The sequence below is a fragment of the Arthrobacter sp. NPDC089319 genome (assembly GCF_040684925.1).
GTDB lineage: Bacteria > Actinomycetota > Actinomycetes > Actinomycetales > Micrococcaceae > Crystallibacter.
The window spans coordinates 57,763-79,384 of the sequence record NZ_JBFBGZ010000003.1; the positions used below are offsets into that span (position 1 = coordinate 57,763).

The window sequence follows — 21,622 nt, forward strand, 5'->3', positions numbered from 1 at the left end:
AACCCATGAGCCGCGGCGGCCGAGAACGCCCCGGCTCCAGACCGCTGCACCTGCAGCTGCCCGCCATCTTGATTGTCATGGGTGGTGGGGCTTTGGGCACCCTGTGCCGGTACTGGCTCAACACGGCCATCCCCACACCGGACGGGTGGCCGCTGCCGACCCTCATTATTAATCTCGGCGGGGCTTTCGCGCTCGGACTGTTACTGGAAGCACTCGCACGGCGCGGGCCGGATGTTGGCGCGCGGCAGACATTGCGGCTGCTCGCCGGCACTGGTTTTTTGGGAGCCTTCACTACGTACAGCACCCTTGCCTTGGACGCCAACCTTCTCCTGGCAGCCGACCGGATTGCCGACGCCGTGGCTTTCATGCTGCTGTCCGTGATCGGTGGGCTGGTAACCGGGGCGGCCGGGGTGTGGGTGGCCGCGGCCCGCCGTGCCGCCGGTCCGGGGAACGCCGGCGGCGCCGAAACGGACGTGGAATGACCATTTTCCTGGTGATGCTTGCCGGTGGGGCGGGCGCTGTTGCCCGCTTTGTGATCGGCGGGCTGATCAGTTCACGCTTCCGCGGCGAGCTGCCCCTGGGCACCATCCTGGTCAACATCAGCGGTTCGCTGCTCATGGGACTGCTCGCCGGAGCCGTCATTTTCCACGGCGCCCCGGCTGCCCTGCAGACCGTGTTGGGTACCGGGTTTTTGGGCGGCTACACCACCTTCAGCACGGCGAGCGTGGACACCGTCCGCCTCCTGCAGGCCCGCCGCCCAATCCTTGCCCTGATCAATGCGGCGGGCACGCTGATCCTTACCGTTGCGGCAGCCGCCGCCGGACTGGCCTTGGCGCTGCTTTAACCCGACGGATTCGGCCGTCCACGCAGGTTAAACGCCACGTCGTTGACACTCCAGAATTTGGCCCACTATGCTGGGCCGCACTATCCAACACGTGCTATTCAGGCGCCGATTACGGTGCGTGGTGTTTAGCCTTCCAAACCGGGTTTTACGCCATACTCGTCAGTGCTACACCTCAAGCATCACCTGTATCGCGATGGAGCGAACATGGGCAGTGTGGGTTTATTGTATGTTGGTGCCGTTTTGTTCATCAACGGCTTAATGCTGGTGGGGCTCATTCCGGGAAAATCAGCTGCCATCCTTAACTTTTTTGTCGGTACTATGCAGGTCATCTTTCCGACGCTCATTATCCTGCAGGCAAATAACGATCCTGCGGTGATTTTCGGTGCGGCCGGGCTGTACCTTTTCGGCTTTACGTACCTGTACGTCGGAATTCTGCAGGTCACCGGTTGGCCCGGCGAGGGGCTGGGTTGGTTCTCCCTGTTCGTCGCCATTTGTGCCGTCATTATTGGAGTGATTCAGTTCACCTCCGTCAATGATCCGGTCTTCGGCTCCATCTGGCTCATTTGGGCGGTGCTCTGGTTCATGTTCTTCCTGGTGCTGGGGTTGCACAAGGAAACGCTTACCCTCGCAACCGGTTGGTTTACTATCCTCGTCAGTTTCCTGACCGGCACCATCCCGGCGTTCCTCCTGCTGCTGAACAGGTATGAGACCGGCGGGGGCAGTGCCCTGATCATGGCAGTGGCAGGAGCAATCTGCCTGGCCGTGGCCTTTTTCCTGGCCAGCAGGGGCTTCCCGCATACGAGTACCAGCGAAGATACGGCCACGGCCACCACCGCTTAGGGGACAAACTGTAGGAAGGAAACCGCCTCTGATGCCCACGTACGAATATCGGTGCCCCGAATGCGCGGTTTTCGACCTGATCTGCGGAATGGGGGAAGCGCCTGATTCGACGCCCTGTCCGTCCTGCGGCACAATGTCGCGTCGGAAAATGAGCGCTCCGCACCTTTCCATTGCCGGCTCGGCAGAATTCCGGCTCATCGACAACTCCAAACGTAGTGCGCACGAACCGCCGGTTGTCACCGGACTGCCCGGTCAGGGAAAGAACCGCCCTGCCTACACCGCCAATCCGCTGCACCACAAGTTGCCCAGGCCCTGAGGAAACCCGTTTTTGCCGAACATCCTAAGGAGAGAGAACAATGCCCGAGGTTATATTCCCCCTTGATTCGACAAAGAAATTCGAGGATCAGGAGAAAGTCGGTCACAACCGATGGCATCCCGAGATCCCGCCGGTGGCCACGGTCAGGCCCGGTGATTCTTTCCGCGTGCATTGCCGTGAATGGTTTGACGGCGCGATCGTCAATGACGACTCGGCGGAGGACATTCTCAACGCCCCGCTTCCGACAGTGCACAAACTCAGTGGCCCCTTCGCCGTCGAAGGGGCGAAGCCCGGCGACCTGCTGGTGGTGGACATTCTTGATGTTGGTCCGGTCCCGCAGGAAGATTCGGGGCCTTTGGCCGGGCAAGGCTGGGGCTACACCGGTATCTTCTCCCGGAACAACGGCGGCGGGTTCCTGACCGAACAGTTTCCGGATGCCTACAAGGCCATCTGGGACTTCACCGGCCAGGTGGCATCGTCTCGGCACATTCCCGAGGTTTCGTTCACCGGTCTGATCCATCCCGGACTGATGGGCACGGCTCCGTCCGCGGAACTGCTGGCCAAGTGGAACAAGCGCGAGGGCGACCTCATCGCGACGGATCCTAACCGGGTGCCGCCGCTGGCCTTGCCTCCCCTTCCCCAAGACGCCGTTCTCGGTGGCGTGCCGCAGTCTGATTTCGACCGCGTGGCCGGGGAAGCGGCCCGCACCGCGCCCCCTCGTGAAAACGGCGGAAACCAGGACATCAAGAACTTTTCGAAGGGCACCCGGGTCTTCTACCCGGTCTTCGTGGACGGTGCCAACCTGTCAATGGGCGACCTGCATTTCTCCCAGGGCGACGGCGAGATCACCTTCTGCGGTGCTATCGAAATGGGCGGCTTCCTGGACCTGCGTGTCGATCTGATCAAGGGTGGCATGGACACCTACGGGGTCAGCGAGAACGCCATCTTCATGCCGGGCATCGTGGATCCCCGGTTCAGCGAATGGCTCGCGTTCTCCGGCACCTCGGTGACCCTGGACGGTGAGCAGAAGTACCTGGATTCGCACCTGTCCTATCAGCGGGCGTGTCTGCACGCCATCGACTACCTCACCAAGTTCGGCTACAGCCGGGAGCAGGCCTACTTGCTGCTCGGCGCCGCGCCGATCGAGGGCCGGCTTTCCGGCGTCGTTGACATCCCGAACTCGTGCTCCACCGTGTACCTGCCCACCTCAATTTTCGACTTCGACGTCCGCCCCTCCACTGGAGGGCCGCACCAGGTCGAATCGAAGATGGCGGCGCCCACGGCAGCCAACAAGTAACACAGGCTCGGCTGGCTCGGCAGCTGCCGAGCCAGGAGCCCAGCATCGCTGCGAGTGGCCCCGAACGAAAGGATCGGGGCCACTGGCGGTGATTCCCGCAGGAGTCGCTCGCCGGATTCTTCAGGCTTAGCGGCCCGGCCTGGTGACGCCACCGCTGGTCAACCCGGCGGCAACTGGCAGAATCGAATTCATGGATGCACGCCTGCCACTCGCTTGGCCAGAGGTTCCGCCGGCGCACGGCGGGGTGCTGCTGCGCCAGTTCCGCAGCGAGGACGCACATCTGGCCATGGAGCTGGCCGAAGACCCGTACATTCCGCTGATCAGTTCCATTCCGTCGCCGTGCCCACAGGACGAGGCGGTGGAATGGATCTTGCGCCAAAACGGGAGGTTCACCTCCGGCGCGGGATACTCGTTTGCCGTGGCGGACGCGCAGACAGACCGGGCGCTGGGCCAAATTGGACTGTGGCTGACCTACCTGCCGGAGGGCCGGGCCACGGCTGGCTACTTGATGGCGCCGGCGCACCGCGGACGGGGCCGCGCGGCGGACGCGCTGGCTGCGCTGGCGGCCTTCGGCTGGTCCATCCCGGAGCTGCACCGGCTGGAGCTCTACATTGAACCGTGGAACACGGCGTCCTTCCGCACCGCCGAAGCGGCCGGCTTCAGCTGCGAAGGCCTGCTGCGCAGCTACCAGGTCATCGGTGGCCAACGCCGGGACATGCTGCTCTACGCGGCGGTCCGGCAGCCGGCCCTGCTGGCCAGCCAGGTCGCCGAGCGCCGGTAACCAGGCCGCGGAGCGCCAGCCGGGAGGGCGGCCCCCGTCCTATCGCGCGGCTACCGTTGCTCGCTGCGTCCGGCAGATTGTTCCTGAAGTTGGCGGATCAGTTCCAGCTGTTCCCGGTTCATCGCCAGCAGCTGTTCGATCCCTCTTTTGGCTTCGGTGTCCGTCTCGAAATCGTGTTCGGCCATGGCGGCGGCGATCGCATCCTGCCGCTTGGCGGCGATGAGCAGGATGGCGCCCTGCAGCCCGGCCAGCATGGACAGGAATAGGTTCAGCAAGATGAAGGGATAGGCGTCCCAGGGATCCCGGATCCAGAGGTTGACCAGGGCCCAGATGATCATGAAGGCGATGAATCCCGCGACAAACCGCCAACTGCCCATGCCGTTGCGCAGCACATCCGCGGCCCGCTCGCCGCGGGTAAGCGACTGCTTGTGGCTGGCATGCCAGTTCTTCTTTTCTGCAAACATGCCTCAGTCTAGACAGCGCGGGTGCAGCGCCCAGATAACGACGCCGGTGCCCGCCTAAGGCGGGCACCGGCGTCGAACGCTGCTGGCTAGGGAAGAATCAGAGGTGGATCTTGACGTCCGCCTTTTCCCGCAGCCCGGTGACCAGTGCCTGGGTGGCCTCGGTCTCCTTCTGCGCCTTCACCTGCTCTTCCAGGTTCGGGCGCATTTCCTCCATGGAGGGAACCTCGGCCTTCTGGCCGGACTGTTCGCCCATCGCCTCCTGCTGCTGCTTGGCCTGATCGTAGGCGGCCTTCAGCTCTTTTTCGGAGGGCTTGGTGTTGCCGGCCTCCTCCGCGATGAGTTTGTTCACCTTGACCTGCGTCTGCATTTCGGCATGGACCTCGTTCTCGTCCATGCCCTGCTTTTTGATCGCGGCCATGAGCTCGTCGACGGTTTTGAACTCGTTGGATTTGGCCATCTTCTCCAGTTCGGCGTCCACATCCTTCTGCGGTGCCTTGATGCCGCGGTGGTCGGCCTCCTGGATCAGCAGCTGGGTGCCGACCAGGGCCTCGGCGGTCTGCTTCTTAAGCGCGTCCTGGTCCACCTCTTGGCCCGTCATCTGGGACTGCATGGCCATCTGCTGGAACTGGCCTTCGTAGGCGGTGGTGAATTTGTCCTTGGTGATTTTGGTGCCGTTGACTTCCGCCACTACATCCGGGATGTCCTTGAGGTCCGGCTCAGGCATCTGCGCCTGTCCCTCGGCGCCGGCGCTGGCTTCGGCCGACGCGGCCGGGCTGGCGCCGCCGTCCGCTGGCGCTCCGCCGCAGGCGGTGAGGACGGCGATGGAGCCGGCAACAGCCAGGCTCAACAACCATTTCTTCGTCACACTGATCTCCCATCTCGGTGGCCAGTGTGCGACGTTAGTCGGCGCAGATGGGCGCCGGCATGGCGAAAGCTGGGAGAAACCTTGGCGCCCGCGCGGAATGTCGTCCGGCGCGGCGAAAAGAACGGTCTCGCCGCCGGGTAGTCTGTGGCCATGAAACGCTTTGAGCGCTGGTTCGGGGCAGTTGTATTTGCCGCTGCGGCGGTGGCACTGCTGGTCTCGTCCGGACGGGACGGCGACTGGCTGGCGGGCATCGTTTTTGCCATAGTGCTGCTGGCCGCCGCGTGGGCGGTCAGCCCGTTCTTCGGCGGCCGGCAGGAGCCGTGGGCGTCGATTAAAGCCAAGATCGACGACGGCGGTGTGGTCATCTTCTGGCGGCCCGGCTGCGTCTACTGCCTGCGGTTGAAGGCATCCTTGGGCCGCAGCGGCCGCGGCGCCCACTGGGTGAACATCTGGCGGGACCCGGAGGGCGCTGCTTTCGTGCGCGAACACAACCAAGGGAACGAAACCGTCCCCACCGTGCTGGTGGGCGGCGAGGTACTGACCAACCCGGAACCCGGGATTGTCAGCCGAGCGCTGGCCGGAAGGTAAGCACCGCCGTCGTCGTCAGCCGGCGGGCACAACATCCCGTGCGACTGCAGCACACCCAGCCCTATTCACGTACCGGGCGGCTGAGTAGCATGGTGCCTGCAGCCGTACGGGGCCGGTGGGGGCCAGCCGTCCGACGGATTGGGGAAGCACACCAAGGGGGGGGTGCCGCAGTGCAGGTCTTGATCGGTCATGCCAGCGCCCACGGTTCGACCGTGGACGTCGCGCAGCGAATCGCGAGAGTGCTGGCACAAGAAGGCCTGGAAGCGGACGTTCTTCCCATCAGCCAGCTGGGCGGCCTCGAAGGTTACGATGCAGTGGTGCTGGGCAGTGCGATTCACCAACAAGCGTGGCTGCCGGAGGCCATGGCCTTCGTCCAACGGCATAGATACGAACTGGCGGCCCGTCCCGTGTGGCTCTTCAGCGTGGGGATGTCCGCCAGTTTGCCGCGTCCGGTCCGCGCGTCGGCACGCAAGGCGCAGGACCGGCGCCTGGCCGGGGCGCTGCGGGATCTGGTGCGTCCGCGTGGGCACGGCTTATTCTCCGGGGTGGCGCGGGAGGAAGATTTTCCGCGCTGGACCGGCGTCCTGTTCCGCATGCTGGGCGCGCGCTTCGGGGACTTTCGGGACTGGGACCAGATCGAGGATTGGGCACGGGGGATCTCCCACGACCTCTGTTCGGCCCGGCCACAGACGTCCGCTGGGGCGTAAACGACTAAGGGACGCGGCAGAAGGAGCACAGTATGGCTGTAGTCGTGGTTTATGAATCCATGTACGGCAATACCCACCAGATTGCGGGAGCCATTGGCCGCGGGCTGACCGAGGCGCATTGCCCGGCAGAAGTATTCTCCGTGGAAGCCGCACGTGACCGGGGGATCCGTCCCGGCGACGTCCTGGTGGTGGGTGCACCCACCCACGTGCACGGACTTAGCCGGGAATCCACCCGCAAGGCTGCGGCGAAGGAAGCCCCGAAGGATGAGTTGGAGATGGACTCCGCGGCCCACGGGCCGGCGGTGCGGGACTGGCTGGCGTCGCTGGACAAGACCACCGGCAAGGCCGCGGCATTCGACACCAGGGTCAACGCTCCGGCGCTGTTCACCGGTCGGGCCAGCCACACGATTGCCAAGGCCCTGCGCCGGCACGGTTTCGAGCTGTTGGCCGAGCCGGAGAGCTTTCTGGTTACCTCTACCAACCAATTGATGCCGGAGGAGGAGGCCCGGGCGCGTCAGTGGGGAGCCGATCTGGCCGCCAAGATTCTACCCATCCAGCCCTAGGCGGCCGCGCCGACAACGGTATTGGCGCGGTGCGAAAGGATCGCCATGACCGCCCAACCAGCCCCATCGTACGCACCCCCTCCCGGCCCTCCGCTGGCCCGTATGAAGCCCGGCAACTGGGTCCTGTTGATCCTTGGCGTGCTGCTGAGCATGCTCGGGCTAGGGATGACCATCGCCGGATCGATCGTGTTGGGCGCCTCTGCCGCGCAAGGCGACGGCGGCTACCTGACTGGCGGCACCCGGCAATACCAGAGCACCGGCTACGCGCTGACCAGTCCGTCCGTGGTGGTGGACCCCTGGTCCGAGGGGATGCCACCGGTCGGCGACCTGGCCAGTGTGCAGGTGCGCGCCGAGGCCGTGGTCCCGGATCAGGAGGTCTTCGTGGGCATCGCCAAGGCCTCCGACGTCCAGACTTATCTGCGGGACGTGCCCGTGACGCCGCTCCGGGGTGCCTCGTGGTCCCAAACCGGGGAAGGGCAGATGTCCTGGCGGGACCGTGACCGGACGACGCCCGGCAACCGCGCCCCCGCCGCACCGGCGGAGCAGGACTTCTGGACCCAATCCGCCTCCGGCCCCGGTTCCCAAACCATCTCCTGGGAGGTGCAACCCGGACAATGGTCGCTGGTGGTGATGAACGCTGATGCCAGCCGTCCGGTCTGGGTGGACCTGCAGGCCGGCGCGCGCTCCGATTTGCTGGGGCCGATCGGGGGCGGTCTGCTGATCCCCGGAATCATTGCGCTGGTCATCGGAATTCCCTTGCTGCTGCTCGGTTCCGCGGGGCTGGGCCGGAATATCGACCTCGGCCGCCCCCGGCCCGGCCAAGGCCCGGGCGCCGCCTTGGCCGGCAACGCGGGCTGGGAGAGGCCGCCGACGACGGTGCATCCCGTCCGGCTCGCAGGCTACTTGGACAGCCGGCTCTCGCGCGGGCTGTGGCTGGTCAAGTGGTTGCTGGTCATCCCGCACTACATTGTCCTGGCGCTGCTGTGGTTCGCGCTGGTGGTCAGCACTATCGCGGCCGGAATCGTCATCCTGTTCACTGGCCGGTACCCGCGGTCCTGGTTCTGCTTCAACGTCGGGGTGTTGCGCTGGTCCTGGCGGGTGGGGTTCTACGGATACTCGGCGCTGGGCACCGACCGGTACCCGCCGTTCACACTGGCCACCGCCGAATATCCCGCCGACTTGGACGTTGCCTATCCGCAGCGTCTCTCGCACGGGCTGGTGCTGGTGAAGTGGTGGCTGCTAGCCATTCCGCACCTGCTGATCGTTGGCATCTTCACCAGCGGCAGCGGACTCGTCTGGAGCCGCAGTTGGGGCGACGATGTGTCGGTGTCCTCGTGGGGTCTGTCCCTGCTGGGACTGCTCATCCTGATCACCGCCGTGATCCTGCTGTTCACCGCCCGCTACCGCCACGAACTGTTTGCCTTCATCATGGGGATCAACCGCTGGTCCTATCGGCTGGCGGCCTACGTGCTGCTGATGCGCGATGAGTACCCGCCCTTCCGCCTCGATCAAGGCGCCGACGAGCCCCCGGCCGGTTCGCCGCCCGAGGGGCCACCGATGCCCGGGGCGCCCGCAACGGCAGCGGGAAACTGGACCCCCGAACCGGGCTCAACGCCTGGGGCGGCGGGGCCGGGGCCGGGACCAGTCGGCCCGGGACCGGGAGCGGCGCCGGGGGCTGCCGGCCCGGGAGCAATGCCCGGGGAACCGGGGCCGTGGCCCGCAGCGCCGGAACCAGGGGCTGGCGGACCGGGGGCACCACCCGGAGCGCCAGGGCAGGGCCCCGGCCCGGACACCGGCGGACCGGGAGCGGCGCCTGGCGCGCCGGGCCCGGCGCGCTAGGCAGACGCCTGGGACTCGCTGCCCGCCAACGCGGTAATCAGGCGCTCCATTCGGACAATGCCGGCAAACCGGCCGGCATTGTCGGTCACCGGCATCGGCTCGAACCGATGCTCCTGCGGGCGCGTCACGGCGCGGGCCAGCGCAGCCGCGATGGGCGTGTCCAGATTCAGGCGCAACCCGGGAGCGGTCCAGCCATTGGCAGCCGCGAATGGGTCGAGGATGCAGACCGGCCGCCGGTCGTCTGACAGGAGCACCACGAACTGCAACCGCGCATCCGCCGCGAAGGCATCGGCCGCGGCCGCAACCGTGGACACCGTGAAGGCCGGCTCAACGATATGGCTGACAGCGTTCCCGCGGCCCGTTCTATCCCGGGCGGCCAGCCGGTGCGCGGTTTCCAACGGGATCGACGCCCAGGGGGCGGACGGCCTGGCCAGGTAGTAGCCCTGTACCAGCGGGACGCCAAGGGCCGCGACCGTCTCCAGTTCCTCCGCGGTTTCGATTCCCTCGGCCAGGATCCAGGCATCAACTCGGCCGGCGAATGTCCCAAGCATCTCGATCAGGGCCCGTTTGGCCTCATCGCTGTCCACATCGCGGACCAGTTCCCGGTCAATTTTGATGATCGAAGGACGCAGGGAGAGGAGGTGCCGGAGCCCCGCGTAGCCGGCACCGGCGTCGTCGACCGCTATCAAGGCGCCCGCAGCCCGCAGTTGGTCCAGATCCGGAGCAAGATGACCATAGGAATCAATCGGTACTTGTTCGGTGAGTTCAATGACGAGGCCGGAAAGGTCCCCTTGCGCACGCCAAATGCGGCGGATCTCCTCCGAAGCCAGCAGGTCAGGCGACACGTTGACGGTGAGGAAGCAGTTGGTCGGAAGCATCGCCCGAGCCTTGAGCGCTATCCGCAGGGCGGCAGCCTCCAACTCGGCCGCGCGGCCCTCGGACCGCGCGGCCGAGAACCACACTTCGGGGCTCTTCTCATCGAACCCCGGGAATCGGGCCAGCGCTTCGTAGCCGACCACGGTGCCGCGGACGGTGTCCACGACGGGCTGGTAAGCCACGCCCACGCCCTCGCCGCGGCAGGCCTGGTCCAGCAGGTCAGCCCATGCGGAGCGGTCCGGCGCCAATCCCAACGACATGGTGTGCGGGGCTCCGCTCAGGCGACTGCCACGATGGATCCGCGAACCGCCTGCTCGAGATCATCGGTGACCCGGTCCAGTCCGTGGACTTCACGGGCATGCGAGGCCACGATGACCAGGATTTCATCCTCGGAGCTGCACACCCAGCGTGCCTCGCAACCAGGAACCACATCTCCACAAGCAAACGCTTTCACAACAACTCCTTTAGGTGGCAAACCACAGCATCGGCGTCAGGTGCTTCAGCCGGCGCCGGGTTTAGACTCGACTTCTTCCACAGTCGGTGCCGGGAGACAACAAGTTAGCTGTCTATTCGACCGGATTCGACCGATCCATCCGTCCGGTGCCCTCAACCCGCCATAGCGATACGGGGCGCCTGCCGGTTCCTGGCCCGATCGGGGCCCTGCCCGGCGCGGCCGGGCCGCGGTAGGCTTCTCTGCGATGAGTACTCAAGAGATTCTGCTGCAGCGTACCGGCCGCCTGGGGCACATTGTGCTGAACCGGCCGAAGGCCATCAACGCCCTGAACGACTCGATGATCACCGCCGTCACCGACGCGCTCCGCGAGTGGGCGGAGGACGACGCCGTGGAGACCGTCCTCATCTCCGGCGCCGGCGAGCGGGGACTCTGCGCCGGCGGGGACATCGTGGCCATCTACCGGCATATGAAGGACGGCGGCGACGAGATCTTCTGGGAAGACGAGTACAAGATGAACTCGCTGATCTCCCGGTACCCCAAGCCCATCGTCGCGTTTATGGACGGCGTGGTGCTCGGCGGCGGTATCGGCATCTCCGCGCACGCCTCGCACCGGGTGGTGACCGAGCGGACCAAGGTCGGCATGCCGGAGACCCGCATCGGCTTCATTCCCGACGTCGGGGGCTGCTTCCTCTACTCCCGGGCACCGGGGGAGCTGGGCACCCACCTGGCACTCACCGCCGGCACCGGCACCGGGGCCGATGCCATCGCCATCGGCCTGGCCGACTACTTCGTGGACGGCGCCGAGCTTCCGGCCCTGGCTGCCGCGCTCGCCGAGGCCCCGGCCCAGGAAGCCATGGCGGCCTTCTCCCGCACGGAGGTCCCGGCGTCGGAGCTGGAAAAGGAGCGCGGCTGGATCGACCAGTGCTACGCGCACGACGACGCGGAGCAGATCCTCGCCGCCCTGCAGGAATCGCCGGAGCCGGCCGCCCGGGCCGCCGCCGAGGAGATCGCGGCGAAGTCGCCCACCGCGGTGAAGCTCACGCTCGAGGCCCTGCGCCGGGCCGGCACGATGGAGACGCTCGAGGAAGTGCTGGACCAGGACTACCGGCTGGGGGTCCGGCTGGTCGCCGCCCCGGACTTTGCCGAGGGCGTGCGCGCCCAAGTGATCGACAAGGACCGCAACCCCACGTGGAACCCGGCCACGCTCGCCGAGGTGGACCGTGCCACCGTCGAGTCCTACTTCGCCAATCTGGGTGAGCACGAGCTGGGGTTGGCCGCGTCGGTGAAAGCGGAGCCGGCAGCCGGAAACTGAAACGCCGACGGCGCGGGCCCCGTCGTCGGGAACCCGCGCCGCCACAGCCGGAAACAGTTGGAATCGGCCGGAAAACGCACCGGCTAAAGGCCGGCGGCCTCCGTACCTATTTCTTGTCGTCGCCCGTCAACCGCTGGCTCAGGTAGACCGGAATCATCGAGACCAGAATCAGCACGGCGGCGATCACGTTGACCACCGGCGCCTGGTTGGGCCGGGCCATGTTGTTGAAGATCCAGATCGGCAGCGTCTCGGTGCCGGGCGGGGCGGTGAACGTGGTCACCACAATCTCGTCGAAGCTCAGCGCGAAGGCGAGCAGGCCGCCGGCCACGAAGGCGGAGCGGAAGCCCGGAAACGTGACGTGGAAGAAGGTCTTGACCACGTTGGCGCCCATGTCCATGGCCGCCTCCTCCAGTCCCTTGTTCATCCGGCCCAGCCGGGCCTGCACGTTGTTGAACACCATCACAATGCAGAACGTCGCGTGCCCCACGATCACCGAGAACAGGCCCAACCCGATGCCCAGCGGCTCCAGCACGGTCTTGAAGGTGTTGTTCAGCGCGACGCCGGTGACGATGCCGGGCAGCGCGATGGGCAGCACCACCAGCAGGTTCACGGTGTTCTTGCCGAAAAAGTCGTAGCGGGAGAGCGCGAACGCGATCATGCTGCCCAGCAGCAGCGCAATCACGGTGGCCACCGCGGCCACCCGCAGCGAGGTCCAGAGGGCCTCGCGCACGCCTTCGTTATGGAAGGCGGCCTCCCACCAGCGGGTGGTGAACTCGGTGATCGGGAAGGCGCCGGAGGTAGTGGCGTTGAAGGAGTTGAGGATCACCAGCAGCAACGGCAGGTAAATGGCGGCCATCACCAGCCCGGCGAACAGGCGCAGGGTGACCTTGGCGGAGGAGGAGAGTCTCATCGGTCGGTTCCTAAAGCTGCTTGAGGGCGCCGGACTTGCGGGCCAGGAAGAGGTACAGGACAACCACCACAATGGGCACGGTGCCGAACGCGGCGGCCAGCGGTGGGTTGAGGTTGATGTTGGACGCGATCACGGTGCCGATCACCTGTGTTTTCCCGCCCACGAACTGCGCGGCGATGTAGTCGCCCAGGCTCAGCGAAAAGGTGAAGATGGAGCCGGCAATGAACGCCGGCTTCAGCAGCGGGACGGCTACGGTCCGCACCGTGGACCACGCCTTGGCGCCCAGGTCGGAGGACGCGTCGAACAGGTTGTCCGGAATCTGGCGGAACGCCGAGTACACCGGCACCGCCATGTACGGGAACCACAGGTAGGCCAGCGTGATCACCAGCGCCGTGGTGCCGTAGCCCGGCCCGGTCATGCCCAGCGGCGCCAGCAGCCAGTCCAGCGGGCCGCCGCTCATGAACGTGATGCGCCAGGAAAACACCTTCACCAGGTAGCCGGCCCACAGCGGCAGCGTGATGCCGATGGCCAGCACGGCCCGCATCCGCGGCGAGGCCACCTTGGCCATGTAGAACCCCAGCGGCAGCGCCAGCGCCGCGCAGAGCACGGTCACCGCCAGCGCGATGCCGATGGTCCGCAGCGCGGTCAGCTGGTAGGCCGGCACGGTGAGGATCTCGATGAAGTTTTCCAGCGTGAACGCCGGGATCACCTTGGAGGTGAAGGAGTCGGTGGTCCAGAACGCGGTGATGAACAGCAGGATCAGGGATCCGATGTACAGCACGCCCAGCCAGGCCAGCGGCAGGGTCAGGAGCGCGGTCAGCCGCAGTTTGGGCCGCGCGTAGAGCAGCCGGGAGAGCCTGTCGCCCAGTCCGCTGCGCGTGCTGCCGGGCGCCGGGACGCTGCCGGCTTCGGCCTCCGGTTCGATCGTGGGTGCTGCCATGGTGGTTCCGGCGGGCTGGCCGCCGATCCTCCTTCAGGTGCGGTGTTCATCAGGTGCGGTGTTCGTCAGCGGTGCTGCATCTCGCGGTGCCGGTGCTGACTAAGGTGCGGTTCGCACGGCCGGCGGGGCACCGGCGTCGTGCTGGGGAGTGCCACCCAGGGCAGGGGTACGACGGCGGTGCTCACCGCGCCACGTGCCCCTGCCCCGGGTGGGCTGCTGGGGGTGGGCTAGCCCTTGACCTCGGTCCAGGCCTTGGTCCACTCCTGGTAGTTGGTGCAGGTGACGTCGGTGCGGCCGTCAATGCACTGCTCCACCGGGGTGGTCCACATCCACACCTGCTTGTAGTAGTCCTCGTCCGTGGCGTGGTAGGTGGCGCAGTGCTCCTCGTTCTCCTTGGAGCCTTCGCACGCCAGCGCATTGGCCGGGGCCATGCCGAAGTTCTGCGCGATCTTGGCATTCACCTCGGCGGAGGACGCCCAGTCCATCCACTGGTAGGCGCAGTTGGGGTTCTTGGACTTCGCGGAGAGCATCCAGGTGTCGGACCAGCCGGTGGCGCCTTCCTTCGGCAGTACGGACTCGACCTTGCCGCCGTCGGCCTGGGCAATGTTGACGATGACCTGCCAGCCGGTGCCCAGCGACGCGGTGCCGGAGGAGATCGAGGAGACCGCCTTCAGGGCATCGTTCCAGTACTCGCCGGCGATGTTGTTCTGGGACTTCAGCAGCTCGACCGCGGCGGCCAACTGGTCCTGGTCCAGCGCGTACGGGTTGGTGATGCCGAGGTCCGGCTGGGTGGCCATCAGGTACACCGCGGCGTCGGCAATGAAGATCGGCGAATCGTAGGCCATGATCTTGCCGGCGTACTCGCTGCTCGGGTCCCAGGTGGCTTCCCATGAATCCGGTGCCTCGGGAACGTCCTCGGTGTTGTACATCAGCACGTTGGCGCCGCGGCCGATCGGGACGCCGTAGCTCTTGCCGTTCAGCGTGTCGTAGATCTGGCCCTTCAGGCCGTCCACAATGTGGCCGAAGTTCGGAATCAGGTCGGTGTTGATCGGTGCGACGTCGCCGCCGGCAATCAGGCGCAGCGAGGCGTCGCCGGAGGCCGAGACCAGATCGTATTCACCGGTGCGCATCAGCTGGACCATCTCGTCGCTGGTAGCGCCGACCTTACGGTTGACCGTGCACTGGGTCTGGGCTTCGAATTCGCTGACCCAGTCGGCGTCGGGATTGGTGGAGCCGTCCTCGACGAAGCCGGCCCAGGCGATGATGTTGACTTCGCCCTCGGACGCGCCCACCTCGGTGGCCGCGGGGATGTCCGGGACCTCGATGCCGCCGGCGGACGATGCGGGAGCGGAGCCGCCACAGCCGGCCAGAACCAGCGAGAGCGAGGCGAGAGCCGCGAGCGGCAGTGCCTTGGTGATCTTCATGGAGTGCCTTTCCTTCGGTGCGTAGTTGATGCGAGTGGTGCAGGTCTAGACGGTGTAGTTGAAGCGGGAGGACCACTGGAGCCGGACCCGGTCGCCGCGCTGGGCCCCGGAGGCGCGGGAGTCGTTCTGTTCCTGGACAATCAGGCTTTGCCCGCCGGCGGTGCGGGCCACGTAGCGGGTGGCAGGACCGGTGTAGATGATCTCTTCGATCGTCGCTTCCACAGTGGAGAGGCCGTCGGAGTCCAGCGGATCGCCCAGCTGGCGGACGTGGATGCGTTCCGGTCGGATACTCAGCAGCGACTCGGAGCCGGTGAGCTGCAGGGCGAGTGCGCCTTCCACCAGGTTGGTGTTGCCCAGGAAGGACGCAACAAACCGGCTGCCCGGGCGTTCGTACAGATCTTCCGGCGTGCCGACCTGCTCCACCACGCCGTCGTTGAACACGGCCACCCGGTCCGAGAGCGTGAGCGCCTCTTCCTGGTCGTGCGTGACGAAGACGAACGTGATGCCCACGGTGCGCTGGATCTGTTTCAGCTCCACCTGCATCTGCTCGCGGAGCTGCTTATCCAGGGCACCGAGCGGTTCGTCCAGCAGCAGCACCTGCGGGCGCAGCACCAGGGCGCGGGCCAGGGCCACGCGCTGGCGCTGGCCGCCGGAGAGCTGCGAGGGGAGCCGGCCGGCCACCTGTGGCAGCCGGATCATCTCCAGCGCCTCGGCCACCAGCTTGCGGCGCTCGGTCCGCGGCGTCTTGCGCAGCTTGAGCCCGTACTCCACGTTCTGCGCCACGGTCAGGTGCGGGAAGAGCGCATAGTCCTGGAAGACCGTGTTGACGTCACGTTCGAAGGGCGCCTTCCGCGTGACCTCGCGGCCGGCCAGGTCGATCCGGCCGGAGCTGGGCAGCTCGAAGCCGGCGATCATCCGCAGCACGGTGGTTTTGCCGGAGCCGGAGGGGCCCAACAGCGAGAAGAACTCGCCTTGCTCGATGTCCAGATCGAGTCCCTGGACAGCGGTGAAGTCGCCGAAGGTCTTCACCACCTGCCGCAGCGAAATGGCCGGGATAGCGGTGGCCGCCGTGCCGTCCGGGGCGGTGGTGGCGGAGGTGGCTGTGGCTTGCACGGCTCGGTCCTTTCAGAAGTCTGATGTGGTGCGGGTTACGTCGTCCTGCGTTAACCTATGAAAGCAGATGTTAAATGTAAAGACGGTCACATCGTGTAAATTTCTTGTTACGGATCGTTTGAAGCGGCGAGCCCGGCCGCGTCGCACCGTCGACCAGCCATCCGTCTGGAAGGATCTACGCATGCCCAAGGACTCCCCGCCACGCCAGCGCTTGCTGGCTGCGGTCTTCGCCCCGCTGGGCGAGGGCGGCAAGGCCCAGCGCGTCGAGGACCGGATTGTGGAGGGCATAGCCACAGGCGTTCTGGCCGACGGCGACCGGCTTCCCAGCGAGGCCGAGCTGGCTTCGTCGATGGGCGTGGCGACCGTAACCGCCCGGGAAGCCCTCGTGGGGCTGCGCGCCCGGGGACTGGTGGCCACCCGGCGGGGCCGCGACGGCGGCACCTTCATCACCGTCCCCACCGGACGGCGCGCGGAGCTGGTCCGCGGCCGGCTGGGCCGCATGAGCCGGGTGGAGCTCCGCGATTTGGCCATCCACTACCGTGCCATCGCCGCCACCGCGGCCGAACTGGCAGCGGACTTTGCCGACCCCGACGACGCCGAGGCGCTGCGACGGATCCTGCACGGCTCCCACCCGTCGGGACTGGGCGGTGCCGTGGTCGGCGAATTCCTGCTGGAGCTGGCGGCCTTGAGCCAATCGGCGCGGCTGACACGCGAGTTCGTCCGGCTCTACAAGGACTTTGGCCCGCTCATGTCGCTGCTGCATGAGGACAACGAGTTCGATGCCAGCATGGTGCTGTTCTGCGAACGCATCGCCGACGCAGTCGCCGCAGCCGATGCCGCGGCAGCCCGCGAAACCGTGACCGCCCAAATCCAAACCGGCCTCGCGGCGCTGATCGATGAACATGCCCGGCTGACCGACCGGCCCGCCGACCCCACGTCCGCTACCGCTCAGAGGAGAACGGGATGAGCTCATTGGCCGAACTGGCTGCAGAACGTCACGCGGATCCGCTCGCCGACGTTACCGGATTCTTCGAAGAGATCCTGGCCGAGGTCTCCGGCTGGGTGCCGGTCCTGACCGAACTCTTCTCCGATCCGGACCGGCCGCCGGGCGGCAAGCGCGTCACCACCACCATGCAGCCGCTGGCCGCAGCGCTGGTGCAGCGCGGAGAGTGGCCCGTGGTGGGCGCCGGGTTTGTGGCAGCTGATCAGGCGGTGGCCGACGCGGCCTGGCACATGGCGTGGTGGCAGGGCGAAACCATGGAGCGGCTGGTGCTGCCGGCCCTCGCGTCGGCATCGGACGCCTACATGCGGCGCGAGTGGTTCACCAAGCCGATGGCAACCGGTCATCCGCATGTGACCGGCCCGTACGTGGACTTCCTCTGCACCGACGAATACACCATGACCATGACTGTCCCGGTCACGGCAGGGGGACGACGGGTCGGCGTGGCCGGCGCCGACGTTTTTGTCGAATCATTGGAACGGGTGCTGCTGCCGACGCTGAAGAAACTGCACCCGGCCGCAGCCCTGGTCAACCATGTTGGCCGGGTGGTGGTCTCCGCCGACGCGCAACTAGCGGCCGGAACCCTGCTGGCGCCGGGGGCCGTGCAGGCCGAACAGGCCCTCGCCACGGTGGAAGCTTCAAAAGACGGCGATGCGGTTGCATATTTCCCGGCTGGGCCGAGGACCGTACTGCCTCGCGGGGAGCGCTACACCGGCCTCAAGCTCACAGTGCTGAACTGCGGCCGGTTGCCGCTGGCGGTGGTTTACCCGGTGGATTAGCCCGACCGAGGTAACACCAAACTCGGTCTCCTCCTGGATGCTCTGGGGATGCTACGTCAACTCAACAGCGGACCGGAGCGCTGCCACGACGGGCGCGGTCCCGTCCTCTGTCGAAAGAGTTGCCGACAGCTGGCGTGCGCGCGCGGCGTAGTCCGGCGTCGTCATCGCCTCCATGATGGCGGCGGCGAGCCGTTCGTTGGTGAGTTCCTTGTAGGGGACCGGCTGCGGACCTGCCCCGAGGGCCGTGATGCGGGCGGCCCAGAACGGTTGGTCCGTATAGATCGGCACGCTCACCGTCGGCACACCGGCGCGCAGCCCTGCAGCGGTGGTCCCCGCTCCAGCATGGTGAACAACAGCAGCCATCTGTGGGAACAGCCATTCGTGCGGGACGGCTCCGACACTGATGGCATCGGGTCCGGACACGCTCTGGACGCCTTGCAGCACCGCGCGGGCCCCCGCGCGTTGTGCGGCATCGAGCATGAAGTCCACGTCCACGGCTGCGCTGCTGCCGAAGCCGATAAAGACCGGGGGCGGACCGTTCGCAAGGAACTCGAGCAAGTCGGAGGGTGGCTGCCAGTCCGGATCGGCTTCCGGCCACCAGTAGCCAGTCATGACGAGTCCGGACCGCCAATCTGCCGGGCGTGGAAATATGGTGGGGCTGATGCCGTGCAGAACGGGACGGTTGGCTTTCCTGCGGGCCCGTTCGGCGGCAGCACGCGATTTTTTGACCAAGCCGAGGGCTTGGCGGATGCGCGCGCTGGGGGCGTCATACGGTGCGTTGCCTGCGGATACCAATGAACCGAGTAGCTTGTTGCCGACCGGCCCCAAACTTCGAGCGGTCCCCAGAACCATAGGAGGGTAGGCAGCGCTAGGTTCGGTCGGCTGCAAATGGGCACCGATGGCAGGAATGTCGAGGCCCTCGGCCACGTCATAGGCAAACGGAGCAACCGCATTGGCCAAGATCACGTCGGCACCCGCCTTAGCCGCAGCCAGCGTGCCGACTGCGGCCAGATCGAAGTAGTCGCCGAGTTCACGCATGTAGCTGCGCAGATCGGCGCCCGTCGCCTTTTGGCCTGGGGGAGCAGGGCTCACCAGATGGCTCATGTCCCCGGGCAGCTCTCGATGTTCGCACCCGGCTGCGGTGATGAGCTGGGCGTAGGCCGCATTTGCCGCGATCGCGACCTCAAATCCCAAAGATTGAAGCCTGCTGCCCAGCCCGGCCATCGGCGCAACATCGCCTCGAGTCCCGGGCGCAATCATCAGTATCCGCATGACGTCCCTCATTCCTCAATTGCGATCGATGTTCGCAATTGAGGATATACTGGAATCTCTGCAGGAGGAACCACGGACCGGATGGGGAGTGGTACGGGGATGTCAACAAATGACCCCATTGATATCTGGCGGCGGCCTGAGCGCTCGGGCGTCGGGCCAAAACCGGCGCACTCCCGCCGGGGAATCGCTTTGGGGGCGGTTTCGATCGCTGACCGCGACGGCTTGGCGGCGGTGTCCATCCGGAGTGTTGCTGCGCGCGTCGGGGCCGGCACGGCGTCCCTATACCGGTATCTGAGATCCCACGACGAACTCGTCGAACTCATGGTCGACACGGTCAGCGGCGAATATGACCTTGGCCCCTCCAATGAACCACCGCGGATCCAGCTTGTGAACTTGGCACTTCAGGGTCGGAGCATCATGCTCCGGCATCCGTGGCTGGCTCCGCTGCTGTTGACGCGCCCCTCCATGGGGCCGAACTCGCTCCTTTATCTGGAACGGGCTTTGTCGGCCCTGCAAGCTGTGGATCTGTCTGGCCCCGCCAAGTTGCAGACGGTGGCCATGCTGACGGCCATCACGTCATCGTTTGCGCAGAATGAACTGGCTTCGGCAACCGCGTCTGCGGTGGGCAGCGACGGTTCGCTGCCGGCGCGCATGCAGTACATCTCCGACGTCGCAGGGTCCGGAAACTACCCGCTGCTGGCCGCCGCGCTTACAGGGCAGCACGAACCCGAAAGGCCGGAAGAAACATTTACCAGAGTTATTTCAAATTGCCTGGCAGGCGTTGGCCTGCCGGTTGCCATCGATTCCGAATGAAGCCAGCTAAACGCCACTCTCGTCTGTGATGTGATCGCTGCCCGAAATGCCAGTCACAGAGGCAGCATGCGGTCCATCCGGTGTTATTTGGGGATTGCATGACCGGGCGCCAGTCGTACCAACGGGGCTGGGCATATTCAATAGGTACTATCTGTAGAGAAATACCGTTAAGCCACGAACTGCACTCTGTGGAAAGGCGGGGCTCGGAGCCGACATTCGGAATCATATTGCCCCAAACGAAGAGATGAAACTGCGCCGCAATTCAGCATTCGTACGGTTCTGGCTGGCATCAACCGTGTCAGATTTCGGTACCTACATCACGACTGTGGCGCTCACAGTCCTGATTCTGGTGTCCTTAAAAGGCACCGCACTGGACCAGGGATTGGTCAACGCTGCACGCTGGGCGCCCTACTTGATCTTCGGGTTACTCGCCGGAATTTGGGTGGACCGGTTCCGTCGCCGCACCGTCCTCATCACCGGCGATTTTGGACGTGGTCTGATCCTGGCAATGCTCTGTCTGCTGGGGGTACTAGGATTCCTCAGCGTTCCTGCGGTGACGGTCCTGATGTTTGGCTTTGGAACACTGGCGTTGATGAGCGACGCCGCCCATCAGTCCTTCCTGCCCCAGTTTGTTGCCAGACCCCTACTCACGCACGCGAATGCCCGGTTGCAGCAAAGCGACACCGTCGCTCAAACCACGGGCAGTGCGGTAGCCGGTGGCTTGGTGGCCTTAGTGACGGCACCTTTCGCTCTTCTTCTGGGATCGATAACCCACTTCTTGTGCGGCTCCCTCCTGCTCTCCTTGAAACACGCGGCTGCTAATAAACCGCCATTGAACAGGGACGGCTCCCTGAGGCGCCAAATTGGGGAGGGTTTGCGCTGGGTCTACGGCCACCCGCGGCTCGGACCGTTGTCCTGGTCCACCCATGCGTGGTTCATCGGTTCCGCCATCATGGGCACAGTCCTTCCGGCACTCGTTCTCAACGACTTACGGCTTGGTGCCCTGGGGCTAGGTTTGATACTCAGCGGCGCAGGAGCCGGCTCCGTAGTGGGAACATTCATTTCGATACGTATCGGGGAATGGTGGGGAACCGGCAAAACAATGATCATCGCACGACTGGTCCAGCCGGTAGCGCTTAGTGTGATCGCTTTGTCTCCCTTGATTGCCGCCGTGGGCGGTCCGTTGAATGAGCGCGCGAGTGACTTTCCTGCCGCTTGGCCGGCAGCACTTTGGGCGGCGTTTGCTGTCGCAACGGGAGGGCAATTCCTTTTCTGGCTGTCCATGGGCGTCGAGGGTCCGTTGGAAATGGGATATCAGCAGGCAGTGACGCCGGACAGGCTAATCGCCCGGATGAGTGCCACCAAACGCTCGATGAACCGGGGAATGATTGTTGTGGGTGCACCGATAGGTGGTGCGCTCGCCACCATCACAAGCTCCTCCGTGGCCCTCTGGGCAGCCGCCGGAGTCATGTTGCTTTCGGCCTTGGTGCTGATGTTCTCAAAGTTCCGAACGGCAAACGTAGACAACGATCAGCTAACCGAGGAAGAAGCGCTGGTTCAATAGGCCGGCGAGGCGTCCGCCGCCCTGGCGGGTTCGACCAGCGGAACAGCGGCGCAGGAGTCAG

At 65.7% G+C, this 21,622-nt stretch carries 24 protein-coding genes and 1 pseudogene; 16 read left to right on the forward strand and 9 right to left on the reverse strand.

What is annotated here, in order from left to right:
- Nucleotides 1-5: 5 nt before the first annotated feature.
- The 6 genes from AB0N75_RS05315 to AB0N75_RS05340 all read left to right on the forward strand — a co-directional run bounded on the left by AB0N75_RS05315 (nucleotide 6) and on the right by AB0N75_RS05340 (nucleotide 4,078).
- Entirely contained in the window at nucleotides 6-482 is a 477-nt protein-coding gene (locus tag AB0N75_RS05315; RefSeq protein WP_364646187.1) for a CrcB family protein, read from the forward strand.
- Nucleotides 479-844, forward strand: coding sequence for a fluoride efflux transporter CrcB (gene crcB / locus AB0N75_RS05320; RefSeq protein WP_364646190.1), 366 nt, complete (start codon nucleotides 479-481; stop codon nucleotides 842-844). The genes AB0N75_RS05315 and crcB overlap by 4 nt, the downstream gene beginning before the upstream one ends.
- Before the next feature lie 204 nt (nucleotides 845-1,048).
- Entirely contained in the window at nucleotides 1,049-1,684 is a 636-nt protein-coding gene (locus tag AB0N75_RS05325; RefSeq protein ID WP_364646193.1) for an AmiS/UreI family transporter, read from the forward strand.
- Nucleotides 1,685-1,715: 31 nt separating this feature from the next.
- Nucleotides 1,716-2,000: a zinc ribbon domain-containing protein gene (locus AB0N75_RS05330; RefSeq protein WP_364646195.1), complete on the forward strand. Its 285-nt coding sequence runs from the start codon at nucleotides 1,716-1,718 to the stop codon at nucleotides 1,998-2,000.
- Between the two features lie 40 nt (nucleotides 2,001-2,040).
- On the forward strand, nucleotides 2,041-3,297 hold the full coding sequence (fmdA, locus tag AB0N75_RS05335) for a formamidase (RefSeq protein WP_364646198.1): 1,257 nt from the start codon (nucleotides 2,041-2,043) through the stop codon (nucleotides 3,295-3,297).
- 190 nt (nucleotides 3,298-3,487) lie between these two features.
- The gene (locus tag AB0N75_RS05340) at nucleotides 3,488-4,078 is read left to right on the forward strand and encodes a GNAT family protein (RefSeq protein ID WP_364646201.1); all 591 of its coding nucleotides are present in this window, start codon (nucleotides 3,488-3,490) and stop codon (nucleotides 4,076-4,078) included.
- 50 nt (nucleotides 4,079-4,128) lie between these two features.
- On the opposite strand, the gene AB0N75_RS05345 is transcribed toward AB0N75_RS05340, so the two are convergent.
- Nucleotides 4,129-4,542, reverse strand: coding sequence for a DUF1003 domain-containing protein (locus tag AB0N75_RS05345; RefSeq protein ID WP_364646204.1), 414 nt, complete (start codon nucleotides 4,540-4,542; stop codon nucleotides 4,129-4,131).
- A gap of 97 nt (nucleotides 4,543-4,639) precedes the next feature.
- Nucleotides 4,640-5,407 (reverse strand): SurA N-terminal domain-containing protein, encoded by a 768-nt coding sequence (locus AB0N75_RS05350; protein WP_364646207.1) that lies wholly within the window; start codon nucleotides 5,405-5,407, stop codon nucleotides 4,640-4,642.
- A gap of 150 nt (nucleotides 5,408-5,557) precedes the next feature.
- Between AB0N75_RS05350 and AB0N75_RS05355 the strand changes: the two genes are divergently transcribed.
- The 4 genes from AB0N75_RS05355 (at nucleotide 5,558) to AB0N75_RS05370 (ending at nucleotide 9,104) form a co-directional block, all read left to right on the forward strand.
- Complete coding sequence (locus AB0N75_RS05355; protein ID WP_364646209.1) at nucleotides 5,558-5,995, forward strand: glutaredoxin domain-containing protein; 438 nt, start codon at nucleotides 5,558-5,560, stop codon at nucleotides 5,993-5,995.
- Between the two features lie 170 nt (nucleotides 5,996-6,165).
- On the forward strand, nucleotides 6,166-6,702 hold the full coding sequence (locus tag AB0N75_RS05360) for a flavodoxin domain-containing protein (RefSeq protein WP_364646212.1): 537 nt from the start codon (nucleotides 6,166-6,168) through the stop codon (nucleotides 6,700-6,702).
- 32 nt (nucleotides 6,703-6,734) lie between these two features.
- Nucleotides 6,735-7,265 carry a flavodoxin domain-containing protein gene (locus AB0N75_RS05365; protein ID WP_364646215.1) on the forward strand — a complete coding sequence of 177 codons (531 nt, stop codon included), beginning with the start codon at nucleotides 6,735-6,737 and terminating at the stop codon, nucleotides 7,263-7,265.
- Between the two features lie 45 nt (nucleotides 7,266-7,310).
- Complete coding sequence (locus AB0N75_RS05370) at nucleotides 7,311-9,104, forward strand: DUF4389 domain-containing protein (RefSeq protein WP_364646218.1); 1,794 nt, start codon at nucleotides 7,311-7,313, stop codon at nucleotides 9,102-9,104.
- On the opposite strand, the gene AB0N75_RS05375 is transcribed toward AB0N75_RS05370, so the two are convergent.
- Together AB0N75_RS05375 and AB0N75_RS05380 are read right to left on the reverse strand one after the other, a co-directional pair.
- On the reverse strand, nucleotides 9,101-10,240 hold the full coding sequence (locus AB0N75_RS05375; RefSeq protein ID WP_364646221.1) for an EAL domain-containing protein: 1,140 nt from the start codon (nucleotides 10,238-10,240) through the stop codon (nucleotides 9,101-9,103). The genes AB0N75_RS05370 and AB0N75_RS05375 overlap by 4 nt on opposite strands.
- 17 nt (nucleotides 10,241-10,257) lie before the next feature.
- Entirely contained in the window at nucleotides 10,258-10,434 is a 177-nt protein-coding gene (locus AB0N75_RS05380; RefSeq protein ID WP_364646223.1) for a DUF1059 domain-containing protein, read from the reverse strand.
- Between the two features lie 244 nt (nucleotides 10,435-10,678).
- On the opposite strand from AB0N75_RS05380, the gene AB0N75_RS05385 reads away from it, so the two are divergent.
- Complete coding sequence (locus AB0N75_RS05385) at nucleotides 10,679-11,746, forward strand: enoyl-CoA hydratase/isomerase family protein (protein WP_364646226.1); 1,068 nt, start codon at nucleotides 10,679-10,681, stop codon at nucleotides 11,744-11,746.
- 106 nt (nucleotides 11,747-11,852) lie between these two features.
- On the opposite strand, the gene AB0N75_RS05390 is transcribed toward AB0N75_RS05385, so the two are convergent.
- The 4 genes from AB0N75_RS05390 to AB0N75_RS05405 all read right to left on the reverse strand — a co-directional run bounded on the left by AB0N75_RS05390 (nucleotide 11,853) and on the right by AB0N75_RS05405 (nucleotide 16,133).
- Complete coding sequence (locus tag AB0N75_RS05390; protein WP_364646229.1) at nucleotides 11,853-12,656, reverse strand: ABC transporter permease; 804 nt, start codon at nucleotides 12,654-12,656, stop codon at nucleotides 11,853-11,855.
- 10 nt (nucleotides 12,657-12,666) lie between these two features.
- A complete protein-coding gene (locus AB0N75_RS05395; RefSeq protein ID WP_364646232.1) occupies nucleotides 12,667-13,596 on the reverse strand; it encodes an ABC transporter permease in 930 nt (309 codons plus the stop codon).
- A gap of 227 nt (nucleotides 13,597-13,823) precedes the next feature.
- Complete coding sequence (locus AB0N75_RS05400; protein ID WP_364646235.1) at nucleotides 13,824-15,020, reverse strand: extracellular solute-binding protein; 1,197 nt, start codon at nucleotides 15,018-15,020, stop codon at nucleotides 13,824-13,826.
- A 45-nt stretch (nucleotides 15,021-15,065) separates the two neighbouring features.
- On the reverse strand, nucleotides 15,066-16,133 hold the full coding sequence (locus AB0N75_RS05405; protein WP_364646238.1) for an ABC transporter ATP-binding protein: 1,068 nt from the start codon (nucleotides 16,131-16,133) through the stop codon (nucleotides 15,066-15,068).
- A gap of 181 nt (nucleotides 16,134-16,314) precedes the next feature.
- On the opposite strand from AB0N75_RS05405, the gene AB0N75_RS05410 reads away from it, so the two are divergent.
- Entirely contained in the window at nucleotides 16,315-17,100 is a 786-nt protein-coding gene (locus tag AB0N75_RS05410; RefSeq protein WP_364646241.1) for a winged helix-turn-helix domain-containing protein, read from the forward strand.
- Nucleotides 17,097-17,912 (forward strand): cache domain-containing protein, encoded by an 816-nt coding sequence (locus tag AB0N75_RS05415; RefSeq protein WP_364646244.1) that lies wholly within the window; start codon nucleotides 17,097-17,099, stop codon nucleotides 17,910-17,912. Before AB0N75_RS05410 ends, AB0N75_RS05415 begins: the two co-directional genes overlap by 4 nt.
- A 51-nt stretch (nucleotides 17,913-17,963) precedes the next feature.
- On the opposite strand, the gene AB0N75_RS05420 is transcribed toward AB0N75_RS05415, so the two are convergent.
- Nucleotides 17,964-19,184, reverse strand: coding sequence for a glycosyltransferase (locus AB0N75_RS05420; protein WP_364646247.1), 1,221 nt, complete (start codon nucleotides 19,182-19,184; stop codon nucleotides 17,964-17,966).
- A 99-nt stretch (nucleotides 19,185-19,283) separates the two neighbouring features.
- Here AB0N75_RS05420 and AB0N75_RS05425 point away from each other — a divergent pair.
- The 3 genes and pseudogenes from AB0N75_RS05425 to AB0N75_RS05435 all read left to right on the forward strand — a co-directional run.
- Nucleotides 19,284-19,490 (forward strand): annotated as a pseudogene (locus AB0N75_RS05425) (hypothetical protein); the annotation flags it as partial.
- A 15-nt stretch (nucleotides 19,491-19,505) separates the two neighbouring features.
- Nucleotides 19,506-19,997 carry a TetR/AcrR family transcriptional regulator C-terminal domain-containing protein gene (locus AB0N75_RS05430; RefSeq protein WP_364647021.1) on the forward strand — a complete coding sequence of 164 codons (492 nt, stop codon included), beginning with the start codon at nucleotides 19,506-19,508 and terminating at the stop codon, nucleotides 19,995-19,997.
- A 244-nt stretch (nucleotides 19,998-20,241) separates the two neighbouring features.
- Nucleotides 20,242-21,561 (forward strand): MFS transporter, encoded by a 1,320-nt coding sequence (locus tag AB0N75_RS05435; RefSeq protein ID WP_364646250.1) that lies wholly within the window; start codon nucleotides 20,242-20,244, stop codon nucleotides 21,559-21,561.
- The last annotated feature ends 61 nt before the right edge of the window (nucleotides 21,562-21,622 follow it).

Excerpts from the sequence above, each read along its gene's own strand:
- AB0N75_RS05375 (WP_364646221.1), bottom strand. The coding sequence starts at position 10,240 with ATGTCGTTGGGATTGGCGCCGGACCGCTCCGCATGGGCTGACCTGCTG.
- AB0N75_RS05430 (WP_364647021.1), top strand. The coding sequence starts at position 19,506 with ATGGTCGACACGGTCAGCGGCGAATATGACCTTGGCCCCTCCAATGAA.
- AB0N75_RS05315 (WP_364646187.1), top strand. The coding sequence starts at position 6 with ATGAGCCGCGGCGGCCGAGAACGCCCCGGCTCCAGACCGCTGCACCTG.
- AB0N75_RS05345 (WP_364646204.1), bottom strand. The coding sequence starts at position 4,542 with ATGTTTGCAGAAAAGAAGAACTGGCATGCCAGCCACAAGCAGTCGCTT.
- AB0N75_RS05400 (WP_364646235.1), bottom strand. The coding sequence starts at position 15,020 with ATGAAGATCACCAAGGCACTGCCGCTCGCGGCTCTCGCCTCGCTCTCG.
- AB0N75_RS05415 (WP_364646244.1), top strand. The coding sequence starts at position 17,097 with ATGAGCTCATTGGCCGAACTGGCTGCAGAACGTCACGCGGATCCGCTC.
- AB0N75_RS05410 (WP_364646241.1), top strand. The coding sequence starts at position 16,315 with ATGCCCAAGGACTCCCCGCCACGCCAGCGCTTGCTGGCTGCGGTCTTC.
- AB0N75_RS05340 (WP_364646201.1), top strand. The coding sequence starts at position 3,488 with ATGGATGCACGCCTGCCACTCGCTTGGCCAGAGGTTCCGCCGGCGCAC.
- AB0N75_RS05370 (WP_364646218.1), top strand. The coding sequence starts at position 7,311 with ATGACCGCCCAACCAGCCCCATCGTACGCACCCCCTCCCGGCCCTCCG.
- crcB (WP_364646190.1), top strand. The coding sequence starts at position 479 with ATGACCATTTTCCTGGTGATGCTTGCCGGTGGGGCGGGCGCTGTTGCC.
- fmdA (WP_364646198.1), top strand. The coding sequence starts at position 2,041 with ATGCCCGAGGTTATATTCCCCCTTGATTCGACAAAGAAATTCGAGGAT.
- AB0N75_RS05365 (WP_364646215.1), top strand. The coding sequence starts at position 6,735 with ATGGCTGTAGTCGTGGTTTATGAATCCATGTACGGCAATACCCACCAG.
- AB0N75_RS05395 (WP_364646232.1), bottom strand. The coding sequence starts at position 13,596 with ATGGCAGCACCCACGATCGAACCGGAGGCCGAAGCCGGCAGCGTCCCG.
- AB0N75_RS05390 (WP_364646229.1), bottom strand. The coding sequence starts at position 12,656 with ATGAGACTCTCCTCCTCCGCCAAGGTCACCCTGCGCCTGTTCGCCGGG.
- AB0N75_RS05325 (WP_364646193.1), top strand. The coding sequence starts at position 1,049 with ATGGGCAGTGTGGGTTTATTGTATGTTGGTGCCGTTTTGTTCATCAAC.
- AB0N75_RS05330 (WP_364646195.1), top strand. The coding sequence starts at position 1,716 with ATGCCCACGTACGAATATCGGTGCCCCGAATGCGCGGTTTTCGACCTG.
- AB0N75_RS05355 (WP_364646209.1), top strand. The coding sequence starts at position 5,558 with ATGAAACGCTTTGAGCGCTGGTTCGGGGCAGTTGTATTTGCCGCTGCG.
- AB0N75_RS05420 (WP_364646247.1), bottom strand. The coding sequence starts at position 19,184 with ATGCGGATACTGATGATTGCGCCCGGGACTCGAGGCGATGTTGCGCCG.
- AB0N75_RS05435 (WP_364646250.1), top strand. The coding sequence starts at position 20,242 with ATGAAACTGCGCCGCAATTCAGCATTCGTACGGTTCTGGCTGGCATCA.
- AB0N75_RS05385 (WP_364646226.1), top strand. The coding sequence starts at position 10,679 with ATGAGTACTCAAGAGATTCTGCTGCAGCGTACCGGCCGCCTGGGGCAC.